The organism is Streptomyces sp. NPDC059456 (genome assembly GCF_042750055.1).
Classification (GTDB): domain Bacteria; phylum Actinomycetota; class Actinomycetes; order Streptomycetales; family Streptomycetaceae; genus Streptomyces.
In genome coordinates, this window is record NZ_JBHYVA010000027.1 from 717 (window position 1) to 17,998 (window position 17,282).

The 17,282-nt window shown below is 72.5% G+C and carries 16 protein-coding genes; 6 read left to right on the top strand and 10 right to left on the bottom strand.

Annotation, left to right across the window (positions count from 1 at the left end):
• Window positions 1-248 precede the first annotated feature (248 nt).
• The 3 genes from ACFXA3_RS04600 to ACFXA3_RS04610 all read left to right on the top strand — a co-directional run bounded on the left by ACFXA3_RS04600 (window position 249) and on the right by ACFXA3_RS04610 (window position 3,401).
• Window positions 249-1,094 carry a tryptophan 2,3-dioxygenase family protein gene (locus ACFXA3_RS04600; protein WP_385181865.1) on the top strand — a complete coding sequence of 282 codons (846 nt, stop codon included), beginning with the start codon at window positions 249-251 and terminating at the stop codon, window positions 1,092-1,094.
• Window positions 1,087-2,349, top strand: a complete 1,263-nt coding sequence (gene kynU / locus ACFXA3_RS04605; RefSeq protein WP_385181867.1) for a kynureninase — start codon at window positions 1,087-1,089, stop codon at window positions 2,347-2,349. Before ACFXA3_RS04600 ends, kynU begins: the two co-directional genes overlap by 8 nt.
• 167 nt (window positions 2,350-2,516) lie before the next feature.
• Window positions 2,517-3,401: an alpha/beta hydrolase family protein gene (locus ACFXA3_RS04610; protein WP_385181869.1), complete on the top strand. Its 885-nt coding sequence runs from the start codon at window positions 2,517-2,519 to the stop codon at window positions 3,399-3,401.
• A 134-nt stretch (window positions 3,402-3,535) separates the two neighbouring features.
• Here the strand turns inward: ACFXA3_RS04610 and ACFXA3_RS04615 are convergent, their stop codons facing one another.
• From ACFXA3_RS04615 to ACFXA3_RS04625, 3 genes are all read right to left on the bottom strand, one after another.
• On the bottom strand, window positions 3,536-4,450 hold the full coding sequence (locus tag ACFXA3_RS04615; RefSeq protein ID WP_385181871.1) for a hypothetical protein: 915 nt from the start codon (window positions 4,448-4,450) through the stop codon (window positions 3,536-3,538).
• A gap of 32 nt (window positions 4,451-4,482) precedes the next feature.
• Entirely contained in the window at window positions 4,483-4,803 is a 321-nt protein-coding gene (locus tag ACFXA3_RS04620; protein WP_385181874.1) for a hypothetical protein, read from the bottom strand.
• A gap of 247 nt (window positions 4,804-5,050) precedes the next feature.
• Window positions 5,051-6,334 (bottom strand): adenylosuccinate synthase, encoded by a 1,284-nt coding sequence (locus ACFXA3_RS04625; protein WP_385181876.1) that lies wholly within the window; start codon window positions 6,332-6,334, stop codon window positions 5,051-5,053.
• Window positions 6,335-6,518: 184 nt separating this feature from the next.
• Here ACFXA3_RS04625 and ACFXA3_RS04630 point away from each other — a divergent pair, with 184 nt between their 5' ends.
• Window positions 6,519-7,403: a diacylglycerol kinase gene (locus tag ACFXA3_RS04630; protein ID WP_385181921.1), complete on the top strand. Its 885-nt coding sequence runs from the start codon at window positions 6,519-6,521 to the stop codon at window positions 7,401-7,403.
• Window positions 7,404-7,450: 47 nt separating this feature from the next.
• On the opposite strand, the gene ACFXA3_RS04635 is transcribed toward ACFXA3_RS04630, so the two are convergent.
• Complete coding sequence (locus ACFXA3_RS04635) at window positions 7,451-7,939, bottom strand: GbsR/MarR family transcriptional regulator (protein ID WP_385181879.1); 489 nt, start codon at window positions 7,937-7,939, stop codon at window positions 7,451-7,453.
• A gap of 75 nt (window positions 7,940-8,014) precedes the next feature.
• On the opposite strand from ACFXA3_RS04635, the gene ACFXA3_RS04640 reads away from it, so the two are divergent.
• Together ACFXA3_RS04640 and ACFXA3_RS04645 are read left to right on the top strand one after the other, a co-directional pair.
• On the top strand, window positions 8,015-8,989 hold the full coding sequence (locus ACFXA3_RS04640; RefSeq protein WP_385181882.1) for an ATP-binding cassette domain-containing protein: 975 nt from the start codon (window positions 8,015-8,017) through the stop codon (window positions 8,987-8,989).
• On the top strand, window positions 8,986-10,569 hold the full coding sequence (locus ACFXA3_RS04645; RefSeq protein WP_385181884.1) for an ABC transporter permease: 1,584 nt from the start codon (window positions 8,986-8,988) through the stop codon (window positions 10,567-10,569). The genes ACFXA3_RS04640 and ACFXA3_RS04645 overlap by 4 nt, the downstream gene beginning before the upstream one ends.
• Before the next feature lie 18 nt (window positions 10,570-10,587).
• On the opposite strand, the gene ACFXA3_RS04650 is transcribed toward ACFXA3_RS04645, so the two are convergent.
• The 6 genes from ACFXA3_RS04650 to ACFXA3_RS04675 form a co-directional block, all read right to left on the bottom strand.
• Window positions 10,588-11,784 (bottom strand): cytochrome P450, encoded by a 1,197-nt coding sequence (locus tag ACFXA3_RS04650; protein ID WP_385181887.1) that lies wholly within the window; start codon window positions 11,782-11,784, stop codon window positions 10,588-10,590.
• Between the two features lie 65 nt (window positions 11,785-11,849).
• Complete coding sequence (locus ACFXA3_RS04655; protein WP_385181890.1) at window positions 11,850-12,509, bottom strand: response regulator; 660 nt, start codon at window positions 12,507-12,509, stop codon at window positions 11,850-11,852.
• Entirely contained in the window at window positions 12,506-13,858 is a 1,353-nt protein-coding gene (locus ACFXA3_RS04660) for a sensor histidine kinase (protein ID WP_385181893.1), read from the bottom strand. Before ACFXA3_RS04660 ends, ACFXA3_RS04655 begins: the two co-directional genes overlap by 4 nt.
• Before the next feature lie 87 nt (window positions 13,859-13,945).
• The gene (locus ACFXA3_RS04665) at window positions 13,946-14,626 is read right to left on the bottom strand and encodes a response regulator (RefSeq protein ID WP_385181896.1); all 681 of its coding nucleotides are present in this window, start codon (window positions 14,624-14,626) and stop codon (window positions 13,946-13,948) included.
• 9 nt (window positions 14,627-14,635) lie between these two features.
• Window positions 14,636-16,006 carry a sensor histidine kinase gene (locus ACFXA3_RS04670; protein WP_385181899.1) on the bottom strand — a complete coding sequence of 457 codons (1,371 nt, stop codon included), beginning with the start codon at window positions 16,004-16,006 and terminating at the stop codon, window positions 14,636-14,638.
• A gap of 10 nt (window positions 16,007-16,016) precedes the next feature.
• Window positions 16,017-17,228, bottom strand: a complete 1,212-nt coding sequence (locus ACFXA3_RS04675) for an acyltransferase (protein WP_385181901.1) — start codon at window positions 17,226-17,228, stop codon at window positions 16,017-16,019.
• Between the last annotated feature and the right edge of the window lie 54 nt (window positions 17,229-17,282).

Sequence of the window (17,282 nt, forward strand, 5' to 3'; positions counted from 1 at the left end):
GCTGCTCCTGGGCCCGCGGGGGGGTCCCCCCCGGCGCCCCCCCCGCCCCGCGCCCGCGGGTTGCGCGGGGGCCCCGGGGGGGGGGCCCCCCCCATGCCGTAGTGTCCGAAAAGTGACTGTGACCCCGGTCACATCTCATTGGATGGTGCCCGGCAACCGGTCCTATGATGCGGGCAGGGGACCGGGGCTCCACTCACCCATCGGAAGGAGCGGACCGCTACCCGGAAGCACGTGTCGAGGAGACAGCGATGTCGAACACCCTTGATGCCTCCGGAGCCGGTTCGGACACCCCGAACCTCGACTTCGACGGCACGACCCCGTACGAGGACTACGTCCAGGCGGACGTCCTCACCCACCTCCAGCACCTGCGCTCGGACGACCCGGGCGAGATGGTCTTCCTGGTGACGACCCAGGTCATGGAGCTGTGGTTCACGGTCATCGTCCACGAGTGGGAGACGGCCGCGAAGGCCCTCCGCGAGGACCGCATCCCCGTCGCGATGGATGCGCTGAAACGATCCCTCCGCGAACTGGAGGCCCTCAACGCCTCCTGGCGCCCGCTCGCCCAGCTCACCCCGGGCCAGTTCAACGCCTACCGCGCCGCCCTCGGCGAGGGCTCCGGCTTCCAGTCGGCGATGTACCGCCGGATGGAGTTCCTGCTCGGCGAGAAGTCGGCCTCCATGCTCGTCCCGCACCGCGGCGCCCCGCGCGTCCACGCGGAGCTGGAGAAGGCCCTCCACGAGCCCAGCCTCTACGACGAGGTCCTGCGCCTGCTGGCCCGCCGCGGCCTGCCCGTCCCGCAGACGGTCCTGGACCGCGACCTCTCCCAGCGGTACGAGCCCTCCCCCGAGGTCGAGGCCGTCTGGACCTCCCTGTACGCGGACCCCGACGCCCGGCTCGACCTGCACCGCCTCGGCGAGGTCCTGACCGACGTCGCCGAGCTCGTCTGGCGCTGGCGCAACGACCACCTGGTCGCCACCCGCCGCGCCATGGGCGCCAAGACCGGCACGGGCGGCTCCGCCGGCGTGACCTGGCTCGAAAAGCGCGCCACCAAGAACGTGTTCCCCGAGCTCTGGACGGCGCGCAGCCATGTATGAGCCCACGACGAACGAAGCACGCGGCAACGGAGCCACGGGCAACGGAGCCACCGGCAGCCGCGGCGCCGTCCGGGACCTGGCCGCCCGCGCCGCGGAACTCGACACCGCCGACGAGCTCGGCAAGCTCCGCGAGCGCTTCACCCTCCCCGACGGGGTCGTCTACCTGGACGGCAACTCCCTCGGTGCGCTGACCACCGGCGTCGCGGAGCGCCTGGCCCAGGTCATCACCCACGAGTGGGGCACCGAGCTCATCCAGTCCTGGAGCACCGGCACCTGGTGGACCGCTCCCGAGCGGATCGGCGACAAGCTGTCCCCGCTCATCGGGGCGGCCCCCGGTCAGACGGTCGTCGGCGACTCCACCAGCGTCAACCTGTTCAAGGCCCTGGTCGGGGCGGCCCGGCTGGCCCGCCCCGGGCGCACGCAGCTGCTGGTCGACGCGTCGACGTTCCCCACCGACGGCTACATGGCCGCGTCGGCGGCCCGGATGACCGGCCTCACCGTCGTCCCGGTCGACCCGTCGCACGCCGCCGAGGCGATGGGGGAGGACACCGCCGTCGTCCTGCTCAACCACGTCGACTACCGCACCGGCCGCCTCCACGACCTGCCGGCCCTCACCGCTGCGGCCCGTGCCGCCGGGGCCGTCACCGTCTGGGACCTGTGCCACTCGGCCGGCGCCCTCCCCGTCGGCCTCGACGAGCACGCCGTCGACCTCGCGGTCGGCTGTACGTACAAGTACCTCAACGGCGGCCCCGGTTCCCCGGCGTACCTCTACGTCGCCGCCCGCCACCAGGCCGCCTTCGACTCCCCGCTCCCCGGCTGGAACGGCCACGCGGACCCCTTCGCGATGACCCCGGACTACGCCCCGGCCGACGGCGCGGTGCGCGGCCGGGTCGGCACTCCGGACATCCTGTCCATGCTGGCCCTGGAAGCGGCGCTCGACGCCTGGGACGGGGTCTCGGTGGAAGCCGTACGGGCCAAGTCCCTCGCCCTGACCGACTTCTTCCTGGAATGCGTGGCGGCGTACGTCCCGGCCGGCAAGGTCGAATCGGTCACCCCGGCCGCACACGAGCGGCGCGGCAGCCAGGTCTCGCTGCGCACCGAGAACGCCCGCGAGGTCATGGACGACCTGATCTCCCGCGGTGTGATCGGGGACTTCCGCGCCCCGGACGTCCTGCGCTTCGGTTTCACCCCGCTCTACGTCGGTTTCGCCGACGCGGAGCGGGCCGCACGGACACTGGGTCACATTTTCGGGTGATGCGGGGGCGAAACGTCACGGCAACGGGGGCGGGCGGGGCTGAGGCTCCGTCCGCCCCCGTACGTCCCCGCCGAGTTGGCCGCCCGGCCCGTACGGTCGGGTTCCGGACTGATACGGTCCCGCTCTGCCGGAACACCAGTCCCACGCGTTACCGAGAGGTTGAGCCGATGACGGACCCCGCAGTCGAACGGGACGCCGCCGAGGCCGCCTCGGCCTTCGCCCACCCGCCGGTCGCCCCGGACGCGACCGGGGCGTACGGGGGCCACCCCGACCAGGTGATCGACTTCTACGCCCCGCGCACGGACTCCGCCACGGGCGGGTCCCCGCTGGTCGTGGTCCTGCACGGCGGTGCCTGGCGGGCCCCGTACGACCGCCACCACATCACCCCGCTCGCGGACTTCCTTGCCCGCCGGGGCTTCGCCGTCGCCAACGTCGAGTACCGGCGCGGCAGTTCGATGCCGCACCAGAACGCCGAGGGCCACGTCGCGGGCCGCTGGCCGGAAACCTTCGATGACGTCGCCGCCGCGATGGACGCCCTCCCGGCCCTGACCGCGGCCCACCTCCCGCAGGCCGATGCCCGCCGCACGGTGATCACCGGGCACTCCGCGGGCGGCCACCTCGCCCTGTGGGCAGCGGCCCGGCACGTCCTGCCGCCCCGGTCCCCGGCCGCCTGGAGGCTGCCGTCCCCGCCGCCGCTGCGCGGCGTGGTGGCGCTGGCCCCCATCGCGGACTTCGTGACCGCCGAGGAGCTCGGCGTGTGCGGCGGCGCGTCCGCGCAACTGCTGGGCGGCGCCGGCCCGTGGGCCGAGCGGCTGCCGTTCGCGGACCCGGCGGCCCTGCTGCCGACCGGGATCGCGACGGCCGTCGTCCACGGCCGGGAGGACATCGTGGTCCCACCGTCGGTGGCCGAGTCCTACGTGGCCGCGGCCGCCAAGGCGGGGGAGACCGTGGGGCTGACCCTGCTCGACGGGATCGGGCACTTCCCGCTGATCGACCCGGCCGCCGACGCCTGCGCCGTGGTCGCCGAGGAGATTTCGCAGCTGGCCTGGTAGGCGGCCCCGTCCCACCATCGGCCGGCACACGACACGGCCGGCACACGACACGGCCGGCACACGACACGGCCGGCACGCGACACGGCCGGCACACGGCACGGCTCCCCTCCCGGAAGAGGGGGGCCGTCGTCCCGTCAGATCTTGTTGTACGTACCGGTGTCCCAGAGGGCGCCGCCCTTGTCGGGGCCGCCGGTCTTCTTGTAGACGACGAAGTTGCCGTCGTCCTGGAGCAGGGCGAAGGCGCCCTTGCTGCCCTCCGTGTTGCTGTGCCAGCGGAGGGTCTCCGCGCGGTCGCGTTCGCGGAGGATCAGGTCGCCCTTCGGGTCCATCGTCAGGTCGACCCGGTACTTGGCTCCGTAGGTGCCGGTGCTCCAGATGGCCTTGCCGTCGCTCTTGCGGTAGATGACGAGGTTGCCGTCCTTCTGCATCACCATCCACACGGTGGCGGACTGGCCCCAGTTGCCGGGCAGCCAGGGCCACCGCGGGTCCTCCTCGGTCGCCTCGCACACCTTCGCGCTGCGTTCGACGGCGGCGGTGGTCCAGACGTAGGTGAAGGAGTAGCTGCGGCCTTCGACGAAGAACTCGCCGTCGGCGCGGAGGTAGGCCCCGGGGTAGGTGTCGGTCCGGTCGCCGTACGTGCCGGTGGCCCAGAGGGCGCCGCCCTTGTCGGGGCCGCCGCCCTTCTTGTAGACGACGAAGTTGCCGTCCTCCTGCATGGCCGCGTACGCGCCGGGGTTGCCGTACGTCCCGGTGCTCCACAGCGGGAGCTTGGCCCCGCCGGGGTTGCCGAGCGCGTACAGGACCAGGTTCCCGTCGGCCTGCATGACGAGCTCGGTGTTACGGCGCGGGCTGTTCAGCGTTTCGCCCGAGGCGAGGCGTTCGCCGGGGCGCTTGATCGCGACGTCGCCGCCGGTGGCGCCGCTCTCGCACGCGACCTCTGCGGTCGGGGTGACGGGGGCGGCCGAGGCGCCGGCTGCCGGGACCAGGCAGGTCAGGGCGGAGGCGGCGAGCATCGGCACGAGTGCTCTGCGGAGTGTGTGGACGTGCATGTGGTGCTTTCCCCCAGGGTGCGTCAGGTCGTTCAGATCTTGTTGTACGTGCCGGTGGCCCAGAGGGCGCCGCCCTTGTCGGGGCCGCCGCCCTTCTTGTAGGCGACCGAGTTGCCGTGCACGACGAGGTTGCCGTCCGGCTGCGTGACCAGTTCGGGCTTGCCGGGCGTGGGGACGATCCTGGTGCCCGATTCGATGCGCCGGCCCGGAGCGATGCTCGTGCTGTTGCCGGCCCTGGAGTTGTCGCAGCCGGTCGGGTCGGCGGCCGAAGCCGTGGCCGCCGGGACCAGGGCGGTCAGAGCGGAGGCGACGAGCAGGGACGTGAGTCCTCTGCGGAGCGTGCGTGCGCGCATGATGTGTTTCCCCCGGAAAGCGAAGCCTGGACGAAAAGCAGCCAGGTGTCCGGGCTCTTTCTACCAACTCGCCCCCGGGTGGGATCAACCGGTATATCCGGTGTCCGCTTTGCTCCTGCTTTGCTCCTGCTTTACCCCGTCGTGCAGTGCCGCCTTCGCGTCCGCCCGTGCTCCTGCCCCCGGGCGCACGTGAGGGCGGGGCTCCTTGCGGAGCCCCGCCCTCACGTGTGGTGTGACCGGTGGCGGACTACAGGAACGAGTTGATCTCGATCGTCTCGGTGCGGCCGGGGCCGACGCCGATCGCGGAGATCGGGGCGCCCGACATCTCCTCCAGGGCCTTCACGTACGCCTGGGCGTTCTTCGGGAGGTCCGAGAACGTCTTGGCCTTGGTGATGTCCTCGGACCAGCCGGGCAGGTTTTCGTAGATCGGCTTCGCGTGGTGGAAGTCGGTCTGCGAGTACGGGAGCTCCTCGACGCGCTTGCCGTCGATCTCGTACGCGACGCACACCGGGATCTGCTCCCAGCCGGTCAGCACGTCCAGCTTGGTGAGGAAGAAGTCCGTCAGGCCGTTCACGCGGGTGGCGTAGCGGGCGATCGGGGCGTCGAACCAGCCGCAGCGGCGGTCGCGGCCGGTGGTCACGCCGCGCTCGCCGCCGATGCGGCGCAGGTCCTCGCCGTCCTGGTCGAACAGCTCGGTCGGGAACGGGCCGGCGCCGACGCGGGTCGTGTAGGCCTTGAGGATGCCGATGACGCGGCTGATCTTCGTCGGGCCCACGCCGGTGCCGGTGCAGGCGCCGCCGGCGGTCGGGTTCGAGGAGGTGACGAAGGGGTACGTGCCGTGGTCGACGTCGAGCAGGGTGCCCTGGCCGCCCTCGAACAGCACGACCTTGTCCTCGTCGAGCGCGTTGTTGAGGATCAGGGTGGTGTCGGCGACGTACGGCTTGATCTGCTCCGCGTACTGGAGCATCTCCTCCACGATCGCGGCGGCCTCGATGGCGCGGCGGTTGTAGAGCTTCGCGAGGAGCTGGTTCTTGCCCTCCAGCGCCGCTTCGACCTTCTGGATGAGGATCGACTCGTCGTACAGGTCCTGGACGCGGATGCCGATGCGGTTGATCTTGTCCGCGTAGGTCGGGCCGATGCCGCGGCCGGTCGTACCGATCTTGCGCTTGCCGAGGAAGCGCTCGCCGACCTTGTCGAGCGTGACGTTGTACGGCGTGATGAGGTGTGCGTTGCCGCTGATGAGCAGCTTGGAGGTGTCGATGCCGCGCTCGTTCAGACCGCGCAGCTCGGAGAGCAGGACGGCCGGGTCGACGACGACGCCGTTGCCGATGACCGGGGTGCATCCGGGGGAGAGGATGCCGGAAGGGAGAAGGTGCAGCGCGTACTTCTGGTCGCCTACGACGACCGTGTGGCCGGCGTTGTTGCCGCCCTGGTAGCGCACCACATAATCAACGGATCCACCGAGCAGGTCGGTGGCCTTTCCCTTGCCCTCGTCACCCCACTGAGCTCCGAGCAGCACAAGAGCGGGCACAGGCGTACACCTCTTCCGGATGGGGCATGTCCAAGGTCAGGGGGCGTACGACGATGTACACCGCAGGCTGAGCCGTCGGACCGGTACCCCGGAATAGACGAAGGCCCTGGCGCAATAGCGCAAGGGCCTCTTGCACAAAGATGCTACCCGAGGAAGGACCGAGGTGTCGGCTCCAGAGCCCACCATGAGCCATGCGGGCGCGCCGGTAGGCGGCCTGCTCGTGCTCGTCGACCCGGTCGCCCGCCGTCTTGACGGCGAGTCCGTGCGGATCGCGAAGGATGTTCTGTCAGCGGGCGCGGCAGCGAAAATCTGTCTCCCGGACTCGCAGGAGGAGTTTGCGCGGGCCCTCGCCCGCCGGGGTCATCGGCGGCCGGTGATCGTGGGTGACGACCGTGCGCTGGTCCGGGCCGTGGGGCTGCTGTACCGGGAGCGGGGGCTGGGTGACGGCGCCGTTTCGCTGATTCCGGTGGGGCAGGTGGGGTCGCTGGGGCTGGCGCGGGCGCTGGGCGTTCCGCTGTCGGCGGTGGCCGCGGCCCGGTCGGTGCTGGACGGTGCCGTACGGGCGCGCGACCTGCTGGTGGACGACAGCGACGGGGTGGTGCTCGGGGATCTGCGGATTCCACCCGTCCGGACGGTATCGAGGGCGCCGGGGCCGTCGGTGTGGAGCGCGTACCGCTCGCTGGTCCGGACGCTGGTCCCGACGGGGTCTCCGGTGGGGCACCGGCTGCGGGTGGAGGCGGACGGGCAGCTCCTGGTGGACGTGGACCGGCCGGTGCAGGACCTGCGGGTGGTGCCGGTGCCGGACGCGGGGGCCCCGGGCCCGGCGGGACGGGGTCCGACGGGTCGGGGTTCGGTGGGTCCGGGCCCGGAAGGCGAGGGGGTTTCCGCCGGGCTGGCGGAGGTCACGGTCCGGCTGGCCGGCGGCTCGGCCGTCCGGGTGCGGGCGCACGCGGTGACGGTCTCGGGATCGGACTTCCGCTACCGCGCCGACGCCGTGGTGACGGGCCCGGTCCGCCGCCGGACCTGGACCCTGCGGCCGGCGGCCTGGTACCTCACCGTCCCGCGCTGACGGCCGTCGTCCCGGGGCGTCCCCGGCGCTCCGGGACCGGCCCGCGGCTAGGAGAAGTCCAGGGTGGCGCGGTGGGTCCGCCAGCGGTCCATCATCCCGTGCATCTCGGTCTGCAGGAACTCGAAGAACTCCGCGGTCTCCGCCATCCGTGCGCCCGCCGGCGTCTGCCTGCCGAGCCCGGCCACCCCGTCGCGGAGGGTCTTCTCGAACAGGCTCAGCACCTGGTCCCGGCGGGTGAACGTCTCGTACCAGAGCTCGTTGTGCAGCACGTACCGGTCCCGCCGGGAGCCCGGCTCCCGCTCCCGGCTGACCATGGTCACCTGCGTCAGGTACGCCACGGCGCCCGACACCGCCGCCGGGCTGATCTGCAGCGACTCGCTCAGCTCCGCCGAGGTCATCGCCCCGTTGTCGCTCGCGAGGAGCTGCGCGAAGACCCGCGCGGCCATGCGCTGCATGCCCGCCTCCGTCAGTTGCGCGGCGAACCGCTCGACGAAGCGGGAGACCGCCTCCGCGTCCCGTGCTTCCAGTGCATCCATGTCGTCCGCCACCTTCCCGACTTTACGCGATTCCCTAGCTTCACAAGTTTGTGAAAGTAGCGTACGTTCAGAAACATGACGAAGGCAATCAGCGTTGCCGGCCTCCACAAGGCGTTCGGCCGCACCCATGCACTGGACGGACTCGACCTCTCGGTCGCCGCGGGCGAGGTCCACGGCTTCCTCGGCCCCAACGGCGCCGGCAAGTCCACCGCCATCCGGATCCTGCTCGGCCTGCTGCGCGCCGACTCCGGAACCGCCCGGCTGCTCGGCGGCGACCCCTGGGCCGACGCCGTGGAACTGCACCGCCGCGTCGCCTACGTCCCCGGCGACGTCACCCTCTGGCGCAACCTCTCCGGCGGCGAGGTCATCGACCTCTACGGGCGGCTCCGCGGAGGCCTGGACCGGGCCCGGCGCGCCGAGCTGATCGAGCGCTTCGAGCTGGACCCCACCAAGAAGGGGCGCACGTACTCCAAGGGCAACCGGCAGAAGGTCGCCCTCGTCGCCGCCTTCTCCTCCGAGGCCGAACTGCTCATCCTCGACGAACCCACCTCCGGCCTCGACCCGCTGATGGAGGAGGTCTTCCAGCGCTGCGTCGCCGAGGCGCGCGCCGCCGGGCGGACCGTCCTGCTCAGCTCGCACATCCTCAGCGAGGTCGAGACCCTCTGCGACCGGGTCAGCATCATCCGCAAGGGCCGCACCGTGGAGACCGGGACGCTGGCCGACCTGCGGCACCTCACCCGTACGTCGATCAGCGCCGAGCTCGCCGGCCCGCCGAACGGCATCGCGCACCTGCCGGGCGTGTACGACGTGGAGGTGCAGGGGCTGAAGATCCGCTTCCAGGCGGACACGGACAAGCTGGACGCCGTCCTGCGCTCGCTCGCCGAGTCCGGTGTCCGCTCGCTGACCTCGACCCCGCCCACGCTGGAGGAGCTCTTCCTGCGGCACTACGCGGACGACGCCGACGACTCGGAGGACTCGGAGGACAGGGACCGCCCGGGCGGCGCGTCGGACGGCTCGGACGGGACCGTGAAGGCGGGCGTGGCGCGATGAAGAACCAATTCGCCGGCACCGGGGCGCTGCTGCGCCTCGCGCTGCGCCGCGACCGCGTGATGATGCCGGTCTGGATCATGCTCGTGGCGATGACGGTGCTCAGCCTGCCCGCCTCGCTGGAGTCGGTCTACGGAACGGACGCCGAACGGGCCGGGCTGCTCGCCACGATGAACACCAACGGCTCGCTGCGCGCCCTGTACGGGCCCGTTTTCGGTGACTCGATCGGCGCCCTGACCGCATGGCGCGGCGGGATCTTCGCCGGGGTGCTCGCCGGGATCATGAGCCTGGTCGTCGTGGTCCGGCACACCCGCGAGGAGGAGGAGACGGGCCGTCAGGAGCTGCTGTCCGCCGCCATGGTGGGCCGCCGGGCCCCGCTGACGGCCGCGCTGCTGGCGGCCCTGGCCGCCAATGCGGCGGCCGCTCTGCTCGTGACGGGCGGACTCGCCGGGCGCGGAACCGGCGGTGCGGCGGCCCTCGGGCTGGGCATCGGGGCGACCGGGATGCTGTTCGCCGCCCTGGCCGCCATCGCGGCGCAGCTCACCGAGAGCGCACGGCTCGCGAAGGGGCTCACCGGCGCCCTGATCGGCGCGGCCTTCGTGCTGCGCGCTGCCGGGGACGCCGGCAGCGCCGCGGGTTCGAGCGCGCTGACCTGGGTGTCACCGCTGGGCTGGCTGGAGCACGTACGGGCCTTCGCGGCCGCACGCTGGTGGGTGTTCGGCCTGTTCGCGGCGGCCGTGGTGGTGCAGGTGGCGGCGGCGTACGCGCTGGCCGGCCGCCGCGACCTCGGCATGAGCTTCCTGCCGGCCCGGCCCGGCCCGGCGGAGGGCCGGCTCGGCAGCGCGGGGGCGCTGGCCTGGCGGCTCCAGCGCGGCGGCCTGACCGGATGGAGCCTCGGTTTCCTGGCGGCGGGGGTGGTCTTCGGCGGGATGACCGACGGGGCCACGCAGCTGGTCGGCGACAACGAACGCACCCGCGAGATCATCGAGCGGATGGGCGGCCGGAGCGGTATCTCCGACGCCTTCCTCGCGACGATGGCCGGGATGCTCGGGATGGTCGCCGCCCTGTACATCGTCTCGGCGGTGCTGCGGCTGAGCGCCGAGGAGTCGGGGCAGCGCGCCGAACCGCTGCTCGCGAACGCGGTCGGCCGGCTGCGCTGGGCCGGCGGCCACCTGGCCGTCGCGTTCGGCGGCTCGGCGCTGATCCTGCTGCTGGCCGGGCTGGGGCTGGGCATCGGGCACGGCCGGGGCCTCCAGGACACCGCCGCGACCGTCGGCGCCTGCCTGGCCCAGCTCCCGGCGGTGTGGGTGATCGGGGCCCTCGCCGCGCTCCTGCACGGCGCCGCCCCGAAGTACGCCCCGGCCGCCTGGGCGGTGGCCGGGGCCGCGCTGACGCTGGGCTGGATCGGGCCGGCCCTGAACCTCCCGCAGGGCGTCCTGAACCTCTCGCCCTTCGCCCACCTGCCCAAACTGCCGGGTGCGCAGAGCATGGCCTGGGCGCCGGTGCTGGTGCTGACCGCGCTGGCTGCGGCTCTGCTCGCCGCCGGCCTGGCCGCGCTGCGCCGCCGGGACCTGGCCGCCTAGCTGCCGGGGCGTCAGGCCTCAGAACTCCACGAGGAGTTCGTCCAGACCGCGGATGACGTACCCGTCCCGCCACCGAGGCTCCCGTACGAGCTTCAGGGGCGGGACTCCGTCCGCCAGCAGGGCCCCGAAGGACGCGGTCAGCTCCCGCCGCGCGAGCGGAGCGCCCAGGCAGTAGTGGATCCCGGCACCGAAGCTCAGGTGCGGATTGTCCGCCCGTTCGAGGTCCAGGACGTCGGGGTGCTCGAACCGGGCGGGATCGCGGTTCGCGGACCCGAACAGCAGCGCGACCTCGGCCCCGCGCGGGATGACCGTGTCGCCGACCGTGATCTCGTCGAGCACCCACCGTTCGAACATCTGGAGCGGGGTGTCGAAGCGCATGAGTTCATCCACAGCTGTGGACAACTTTTCGGAATCGAGCGCGGCGAGCTGCTCGGGGTGACGGAAAAGGGTCCACCAGCCGTTGACCGTGGTGTTCACGGTGGCCTCGTGGCCCGCGTTCAGCAGGAGGACACAGGTGGAGATCATTTCCTGCTCGCTGAGCCGGGCATCCTCATCGTGGGCGGCGATCAGACCGGAGATCAAATCCTCGCCGGGCTCCTTGCGCCGCTCGGCGATCAGCTCACGCAGATAGGCGCTGAACTCCACGCTCGCCCGCACCGCCCGCTGCGCGGTCTCCTCGTCCGGGCGGAGCTCGAACATCCCGCAGATGTCCGCCGACCAGGGCCGCAGCAGCGCCCGGTCCTGCGCGGGCACCCCGAGCAGCTCGGCGATCACGGCGACGGGCAGCGGCTCGGCGACGACGGAGAGCAGGTCGCCGCCCCCGTCGGCGAGGAGCTGCCCGACCAGTTCCCCGGCGAGCCGGTCCACGGCGGGCGCGAGCCGCTCCACAGTCCGCGGGGTGAACGCCTTGGACACCAGCCGCCGCACCCGCGCATGGGCGGGATCCTCCAGGTCCAGCAGGCCGTTCCCGTTGAGGACGTGGAACGGCTCGTGCTCCGGGGGCGGGGCCTCGCGGCCGAACTCCTCGTGCGAGAACCGGTGCAGATAGGTCCGGCCCAGCCGGCGGTCGCGCAGCAGCGCGCTCACGTCGGCGTAGTGCGGCACCAGCCACTGCCCGGTGGCCTCCCACCACAGGGCGCGGCCCTGCTCGCGCAACTGCCGGTAGGCGGGGTACGGATCGGCGACGAAAGCGGCATCCCACGGATCAAAGCCCATCCCGCCACTGTAGGAGAACGCCCCGGCCGTGGCCCGAAGTCGCCCCGTGGCGCCGCGCGCCGGGACTACGCCGGGGTCACCAGGCGGGTCTCGTAGGCGAACACCGCGGCCTGGGTGCGGTCGCGCAGGCCCAGTTTGACCAGGATCCGGCTCACGTGCGTCTTGATCGTGGACTCCGCGACGATGAGCCGGTCCGCTATCTCCGCGTTGGACAGCCCCTGCGCGATCAGCACCAGCACCTCCGTCTCCCGCTCCGTCAGCTCCCCGACCCCCGCCGGGTCCGCGAGCTTCGCCGGGGCCGAGAGCTTCGAGAACTCCAGGATCAGCCGCTTGGTGACCGTGGGCGCCAGCAGCGCCTCACCCGAGGCCACCACCCGCACCCCGTCGGCCAGTTGCCGGGCCGAGGCGTCCTTGAGCAGGAACCCGGAGGCCCCGGCCCGCAGGGCCTGGTACACGTACTCGTCGAGGTCGAAGGTCGTCAGGACCAGCACCTTCGCGTCCGTGTCGGCGGCCACGATCTCCCGCGTGGCCTCCAGCCCGTTCATCACCGGCATCCGGATGTCCATCAGCACCACGTCCGGCCGCAGCGCCGCCACCTGGGCGATGGCCTCCCGGCCGTCCACCGCCTCGCCGACCACCTCGATGCCGTCCATCGCGTTCAGCAGGACCGAGAAGCCCTCCCGGACCATCATCTGGTCGTCGACGATCAACACCCTGATCGTCATGCCGGCCGCCCCGGCTCCTGTGCCGGCTCCTGCGCCCCGTCCTTCCGGCCGCGCACCGGTATGAACACCGCCACCTCGTACCCGCCCGCCGCGGTCCCTCCGGCCGTCATCTCCCCCTCCAGCATGGCCACCCGCTCCCGCATCCCGGTGATTCCGTGCCCGGCGCCCGGCGAGGGCCGCACGTCCCCGGTCGCCGCCGCATTCACGACCCGTATGCCCAACCCGCCCAAGACGTACGAGACCTCGACCGAGGCCGCCGCCCCCGGCGCATGGCGCAGGGTGTTGCTCAGTGCCTCCTGGATGATCCGGTACGCCGACAGCTCGACGCCCGGCGGCAGCTCCCGCACCGCACCCGTCACCGTCTTCTCCACGTTCAGCCCGGCCTCCCGCACATTGGCCAGCAGCCCCTCCAGGGAGGCCAGCGTCGGCTGCGGGGCGTCCGGCGCCTCGTAGTCCGCGGAGCGCACCACACCCAGCACCCGGCGCAGCTCCGTCAGCGCCGCCACCGCGTTCTCCCGGATGGTGACGAACGCCGCCTCCAGCTCCGGCGGCGGATTCTTCACCCGGTACGGCGCGGCTTCCGCCTGGATCGCGACGACCGACATGTGGTGGGCCACGACGTCGTGCAGCTCCCGCGCGATCGTCGTCCGCTCCTCCAGCAGCGTCCGCCGGTCCCGCTCGACGGCCGTGACCTCCTGCTGCGCGCTCACCTCCTGCTCCGCCTCCTTGCGTATGTTGCGGACCGTGACGACCAGGAGGGAGACCGCCAGGAGGAAGGCCATGGGCATGATCTCGACCGGCTCCCCCCGTCCGAGCACGACCGGTACCGCGATCCCGCTCGCCAGGGTGATCAGCCACATCCAGCCCGCCGCCCGGGGCCGGATCCGCATCGCGGCGATCGTCACCGTGGTGATGTAGGCGAAGAACGCCCCCGGCGTCCACGGCCACACGTCGTTCGTGTGCGAACCGACGACCAGCAGCGCCTGCGTGGCGACGACGGTCGCCCAGAAGGCCCCCACGGGCCGCACCAGGGTCATCAGCACCGGCGTGGCCGCGACCAGCCCCATCACGAGGGAGGTGCTTGCAGCCAGGTACTCGCCGCTGTTGGTGGAGGTGACCATCACCACGAGGAACGCCAGGAAACCCACGACCGCATGCGGCAGATGGACCAGGTGCGGCCGTATCCGCTGCGGCAGCCGCCGCGTCACCGGCCCGTCCGTGCGCATCGGCGGCAGCGGCCGGTACGCGAACGCGTCCGTGATCAGATCCTGGCGCAGGCTCTCGAACAAGCCGGAGGCCATCCGGAACTCGGGTGTCCGGGGGGTCGCCCGGGAGGTCGTCTCGGTCATACACACACCGTAGGTCGGCCGCCCCCTCGTCCGCGTCGCCGCTGAAGGGGATATCCCGCCCTCCCTCTCAGGTACTACTCGGACCCCTCAGTAGCCCGTCGGACGGACCAGACCCGTCTCGTACGCGAACACCGCCGCCTGCGTGCGGTCCCGCAGGCCCAGCTTCACCAGGATCCGCCCCACATGGGTCTTCACGGTCTGCTCCGCCACGACCAGATGCCCGGCGATCTCCGCGTTGGACAGGCCCTGCGCGATCAGCGACAGCACCTCGGTCTCCCGCTCGGTCAGCTCGTCGATCCGCGCCCTGGACGGCGCCCGCGGCGCCCCCAGCCGGGAGAACTCGGTGATCAGCCGCTTCGTGATGTTCGGCGAGAGCAGCGCCTCACCTGCCGCCACCACCCGCACGGCCTCGGCCAGCTGATCGGCCGACGCGTCCTTCAGCAGGAACCCGGAAGCCCCGGCACGCAACGCCTCGTACACGTACTCGTCGAGGTCGAAGGTGGTCAGCACCAGCACCTTCACGGCGGAGTCCGGGACGGCCGTGATGATCGACGTGGCCTCGATGCCGCCCATCCCCGGCATGCGGATGTCCATCAGCACAACGTCCGGGCCGAGTCCGGCGACCTTCGCCACCGCGTCGGCGCCGTCCACGGCCTGGCCGACGACCTGGATGTCGGGCTGGGCGTTGAGGAGGACGGTGAAGCCCTGCCGGACCATCATCTGGTCGTCGGCGATCATCACCTTGATCGGTTCGGCCGGAGTGCTCATGAGCCCTGTTCAGTCCTTCTTCGTCTCGGGATCCATGGGGAGCACGGCGCTCACCTCGTACCCACCGCCGGGGCGGGGGCCGGCGGCGAGCTCGCCCCCCAGCATGCCCGCCCGCTCCCGCATCCCCAGCAGGCCGTGCCCCGCGCCCTGCGACGGCGGGGCCGGCCGGGTCGGGGCACTGTTGGCGATGCACAGGTGCAGCTCGCGCGGACCGTACGCGACACCGACCTCCACCCGCGAACCGGGCGCATGACGCAGGCAGTTGCTCAGCGCCTCCTGCACGATCCGGTACGCGGTGAGCTCGACGCCCGGGGCGAGGGCCCGCCGGACGCCCGCGATCTCGGTGGTGACCTCCAGCCCGGCGCTGCGCACGTTGTCCACGAGGCCGCCCAGTTCGGCGAGGGTGGGCTGCGGATGGTGCGGGTTCGCCGGATCGTGCGGCTGCTCGGAGCGCAGCACGCCCAGCACCCGGCGCAGTTCCGTCAGGGCCTCCAGGGCGTTCTCCCGGATGCCCGCCAGGTTCTCCTTCAGCTCCTCGGAGGGGTTCTCCACCAGGTGCGGGGCGACCTGAGCCTGGATGGAGATCACCGACATGTGGTGGGCGACCACGTCGTGCAGCTCGCGGGCGATCCGGTTGCGCTCCTCCAGCAGGGTGCGCTGCGCCCTCTCCTCCTCGGTGAGCGTCTCCTGCTCGACGAGCTTGCCGCGGGCCAGGCGGGTGGCCCGCAGCGCGTACCCGAGCAGGCCGACGAAGCCGTACAGGAGCAGCGCGGACAGGACGGTGGTCTGGCTGTGTTCCGGTTTCAAGAACAGCTCGGCCAGACCGGTGAGGACGACGGGGACGGCGACGGCCGCGACCGTCACCCGGGGCGGGACGCGCAGGGCGACCAGCAGCAGCACCGGTGCGAACCCGATCAGCCCTGCCGCCGTCCAGGGCCAGGTCTGCTCCGCCCCGACATCGCCGTGGATCAGCCAGGCGCCCAGCCCGCCGGCCAGCAGGCCGAGCCACCACCCGGCCATCGGCCGGAACATCGCGAGCAGGATCGAGGCACCGGTCAGGAGCGCCGTCACCAGCGGGGGCCCGCCGGTGACGCCGTAGTGGTCGCCCATCTGTTCCGTGGTGAGGAAGCAGAAGAGGACGGCGAGGTAGCCGACCGCGACGTGCGGCAGCCGGTTCAGCCAACGCGGCCGGGACATCTTGGGCAGCGGATCCCATTCCACGGTGAGCAGGTCCCGGCCCAGGTCTCCCAGCCACCTTCCCCGGGGTGCGGAGGCCCGGCCCGGGGGCGGTTCGTGCGGGTCTGCCGCCGGGGCCCCGTCGGCCGCCGGACTCCGCTCCTGGGCCGGGGAAGTGGCCGGGGGCGCGCTCTGCTCGTTCACACCGGCCAGCCTAGGCATGGGTGATCTCCGCGGCCGGAGCCGGCGGGGAACCGGCTGCCGGGCGGGAGGCCGCGACGGTCCTGGAGGAGCGGCTCCGCTTCGGCCGCCCACCCTGCTCGTACGTACGGAACGCGGCCCAGCAGACGCCGAGCGCGGCGGCGAACACCGGCAGCCACAGCAGCCGGGCGGCTATCCACTGCACGGAGCCGGGCACCGTGTGCAGCCCGGGCAGATCGGCGGGGGCCAGCAGCCCCAGGGCGGTGACGGCCATCATCGCGGTCTGGTGCCACAGGAAGACCGTCATCGCGGACAGGTTCAGCAGCGCCACCTTCGCCCAGACCCGGGGCCGCCGCATGGCCCGCTCCAGCGGCCCGCGCAGCAGCAGGGCCAGCCCGCACTGGGCCAGTCCGAACGCGGCGGCGGCCAGCGTCGGCGGGTTCAGGTTCGATATCGGGGCCCCGGGGACACCGACCATGGACGCCGGATACCCGCCCCACAGCACCAGTGCGACGGTGGCGGCCGCCCCCGCGCCCAGCAGCAGCGCGGCCGGTCCGCGCCGGGCGAACGCCCCACGGGACCAGGCGGCGCCCAGCGTGTAGGGGACGAGCCAGCCGGCGGCCACATTGACCCAGCCGATCCATTCGGGCCCGCCGAGGCCGAACCGCCAGACGTCCACCGCGGCCACCACGGCCAGCGGCCACACCGGGCTGAGCCGCGCCACGAGCGGGGTGGCCGCGGTCAGCGCGGCGAAGACGAGAAGGAACCACAGGGGCGAGAGGACGAGCTTGAGCAGCGTCTGGACGGTGCCCGGCTCCGCGCCGCCGAGGAGCAGGCCGCCCGCCGTCACGGTCCACAGCACGAGCACGGCGGCCACCGGCCGGAACAGCCGCGACAGTCGCTGCCCGACCCAGGCCCCGTACGAGACCCCGCGTTCGCGGGCCGAGGCGTAGCCGCGGGCGGCGACCTGGCCGCCGACCAGGAAGAACACGGCGAGCGTCTGGAACAGCCAGGACACCGGCGCCAGCCAGGGCAGGTGGGCCAGCGGACTGGTGGTGCTCAGGCCGCCGTTGGCGGTGGTCAGGGCAGTCACCAGCCAGTGGCCCAGTACCACGCCGAGGATGGCGAAGGACCGCAGTGCGTCCACGGTCCGGTCGCGGTCGGCGGGTGTACCGGCGTCGATGCGGTCCGCGAGGACGGACCAGCGGGCGCGGAGCTCATGCACGGGGGGCCTCCGGGGTGGTCGGGGCGGTGCCGAGGACGATGCGGGTGAGGCTGT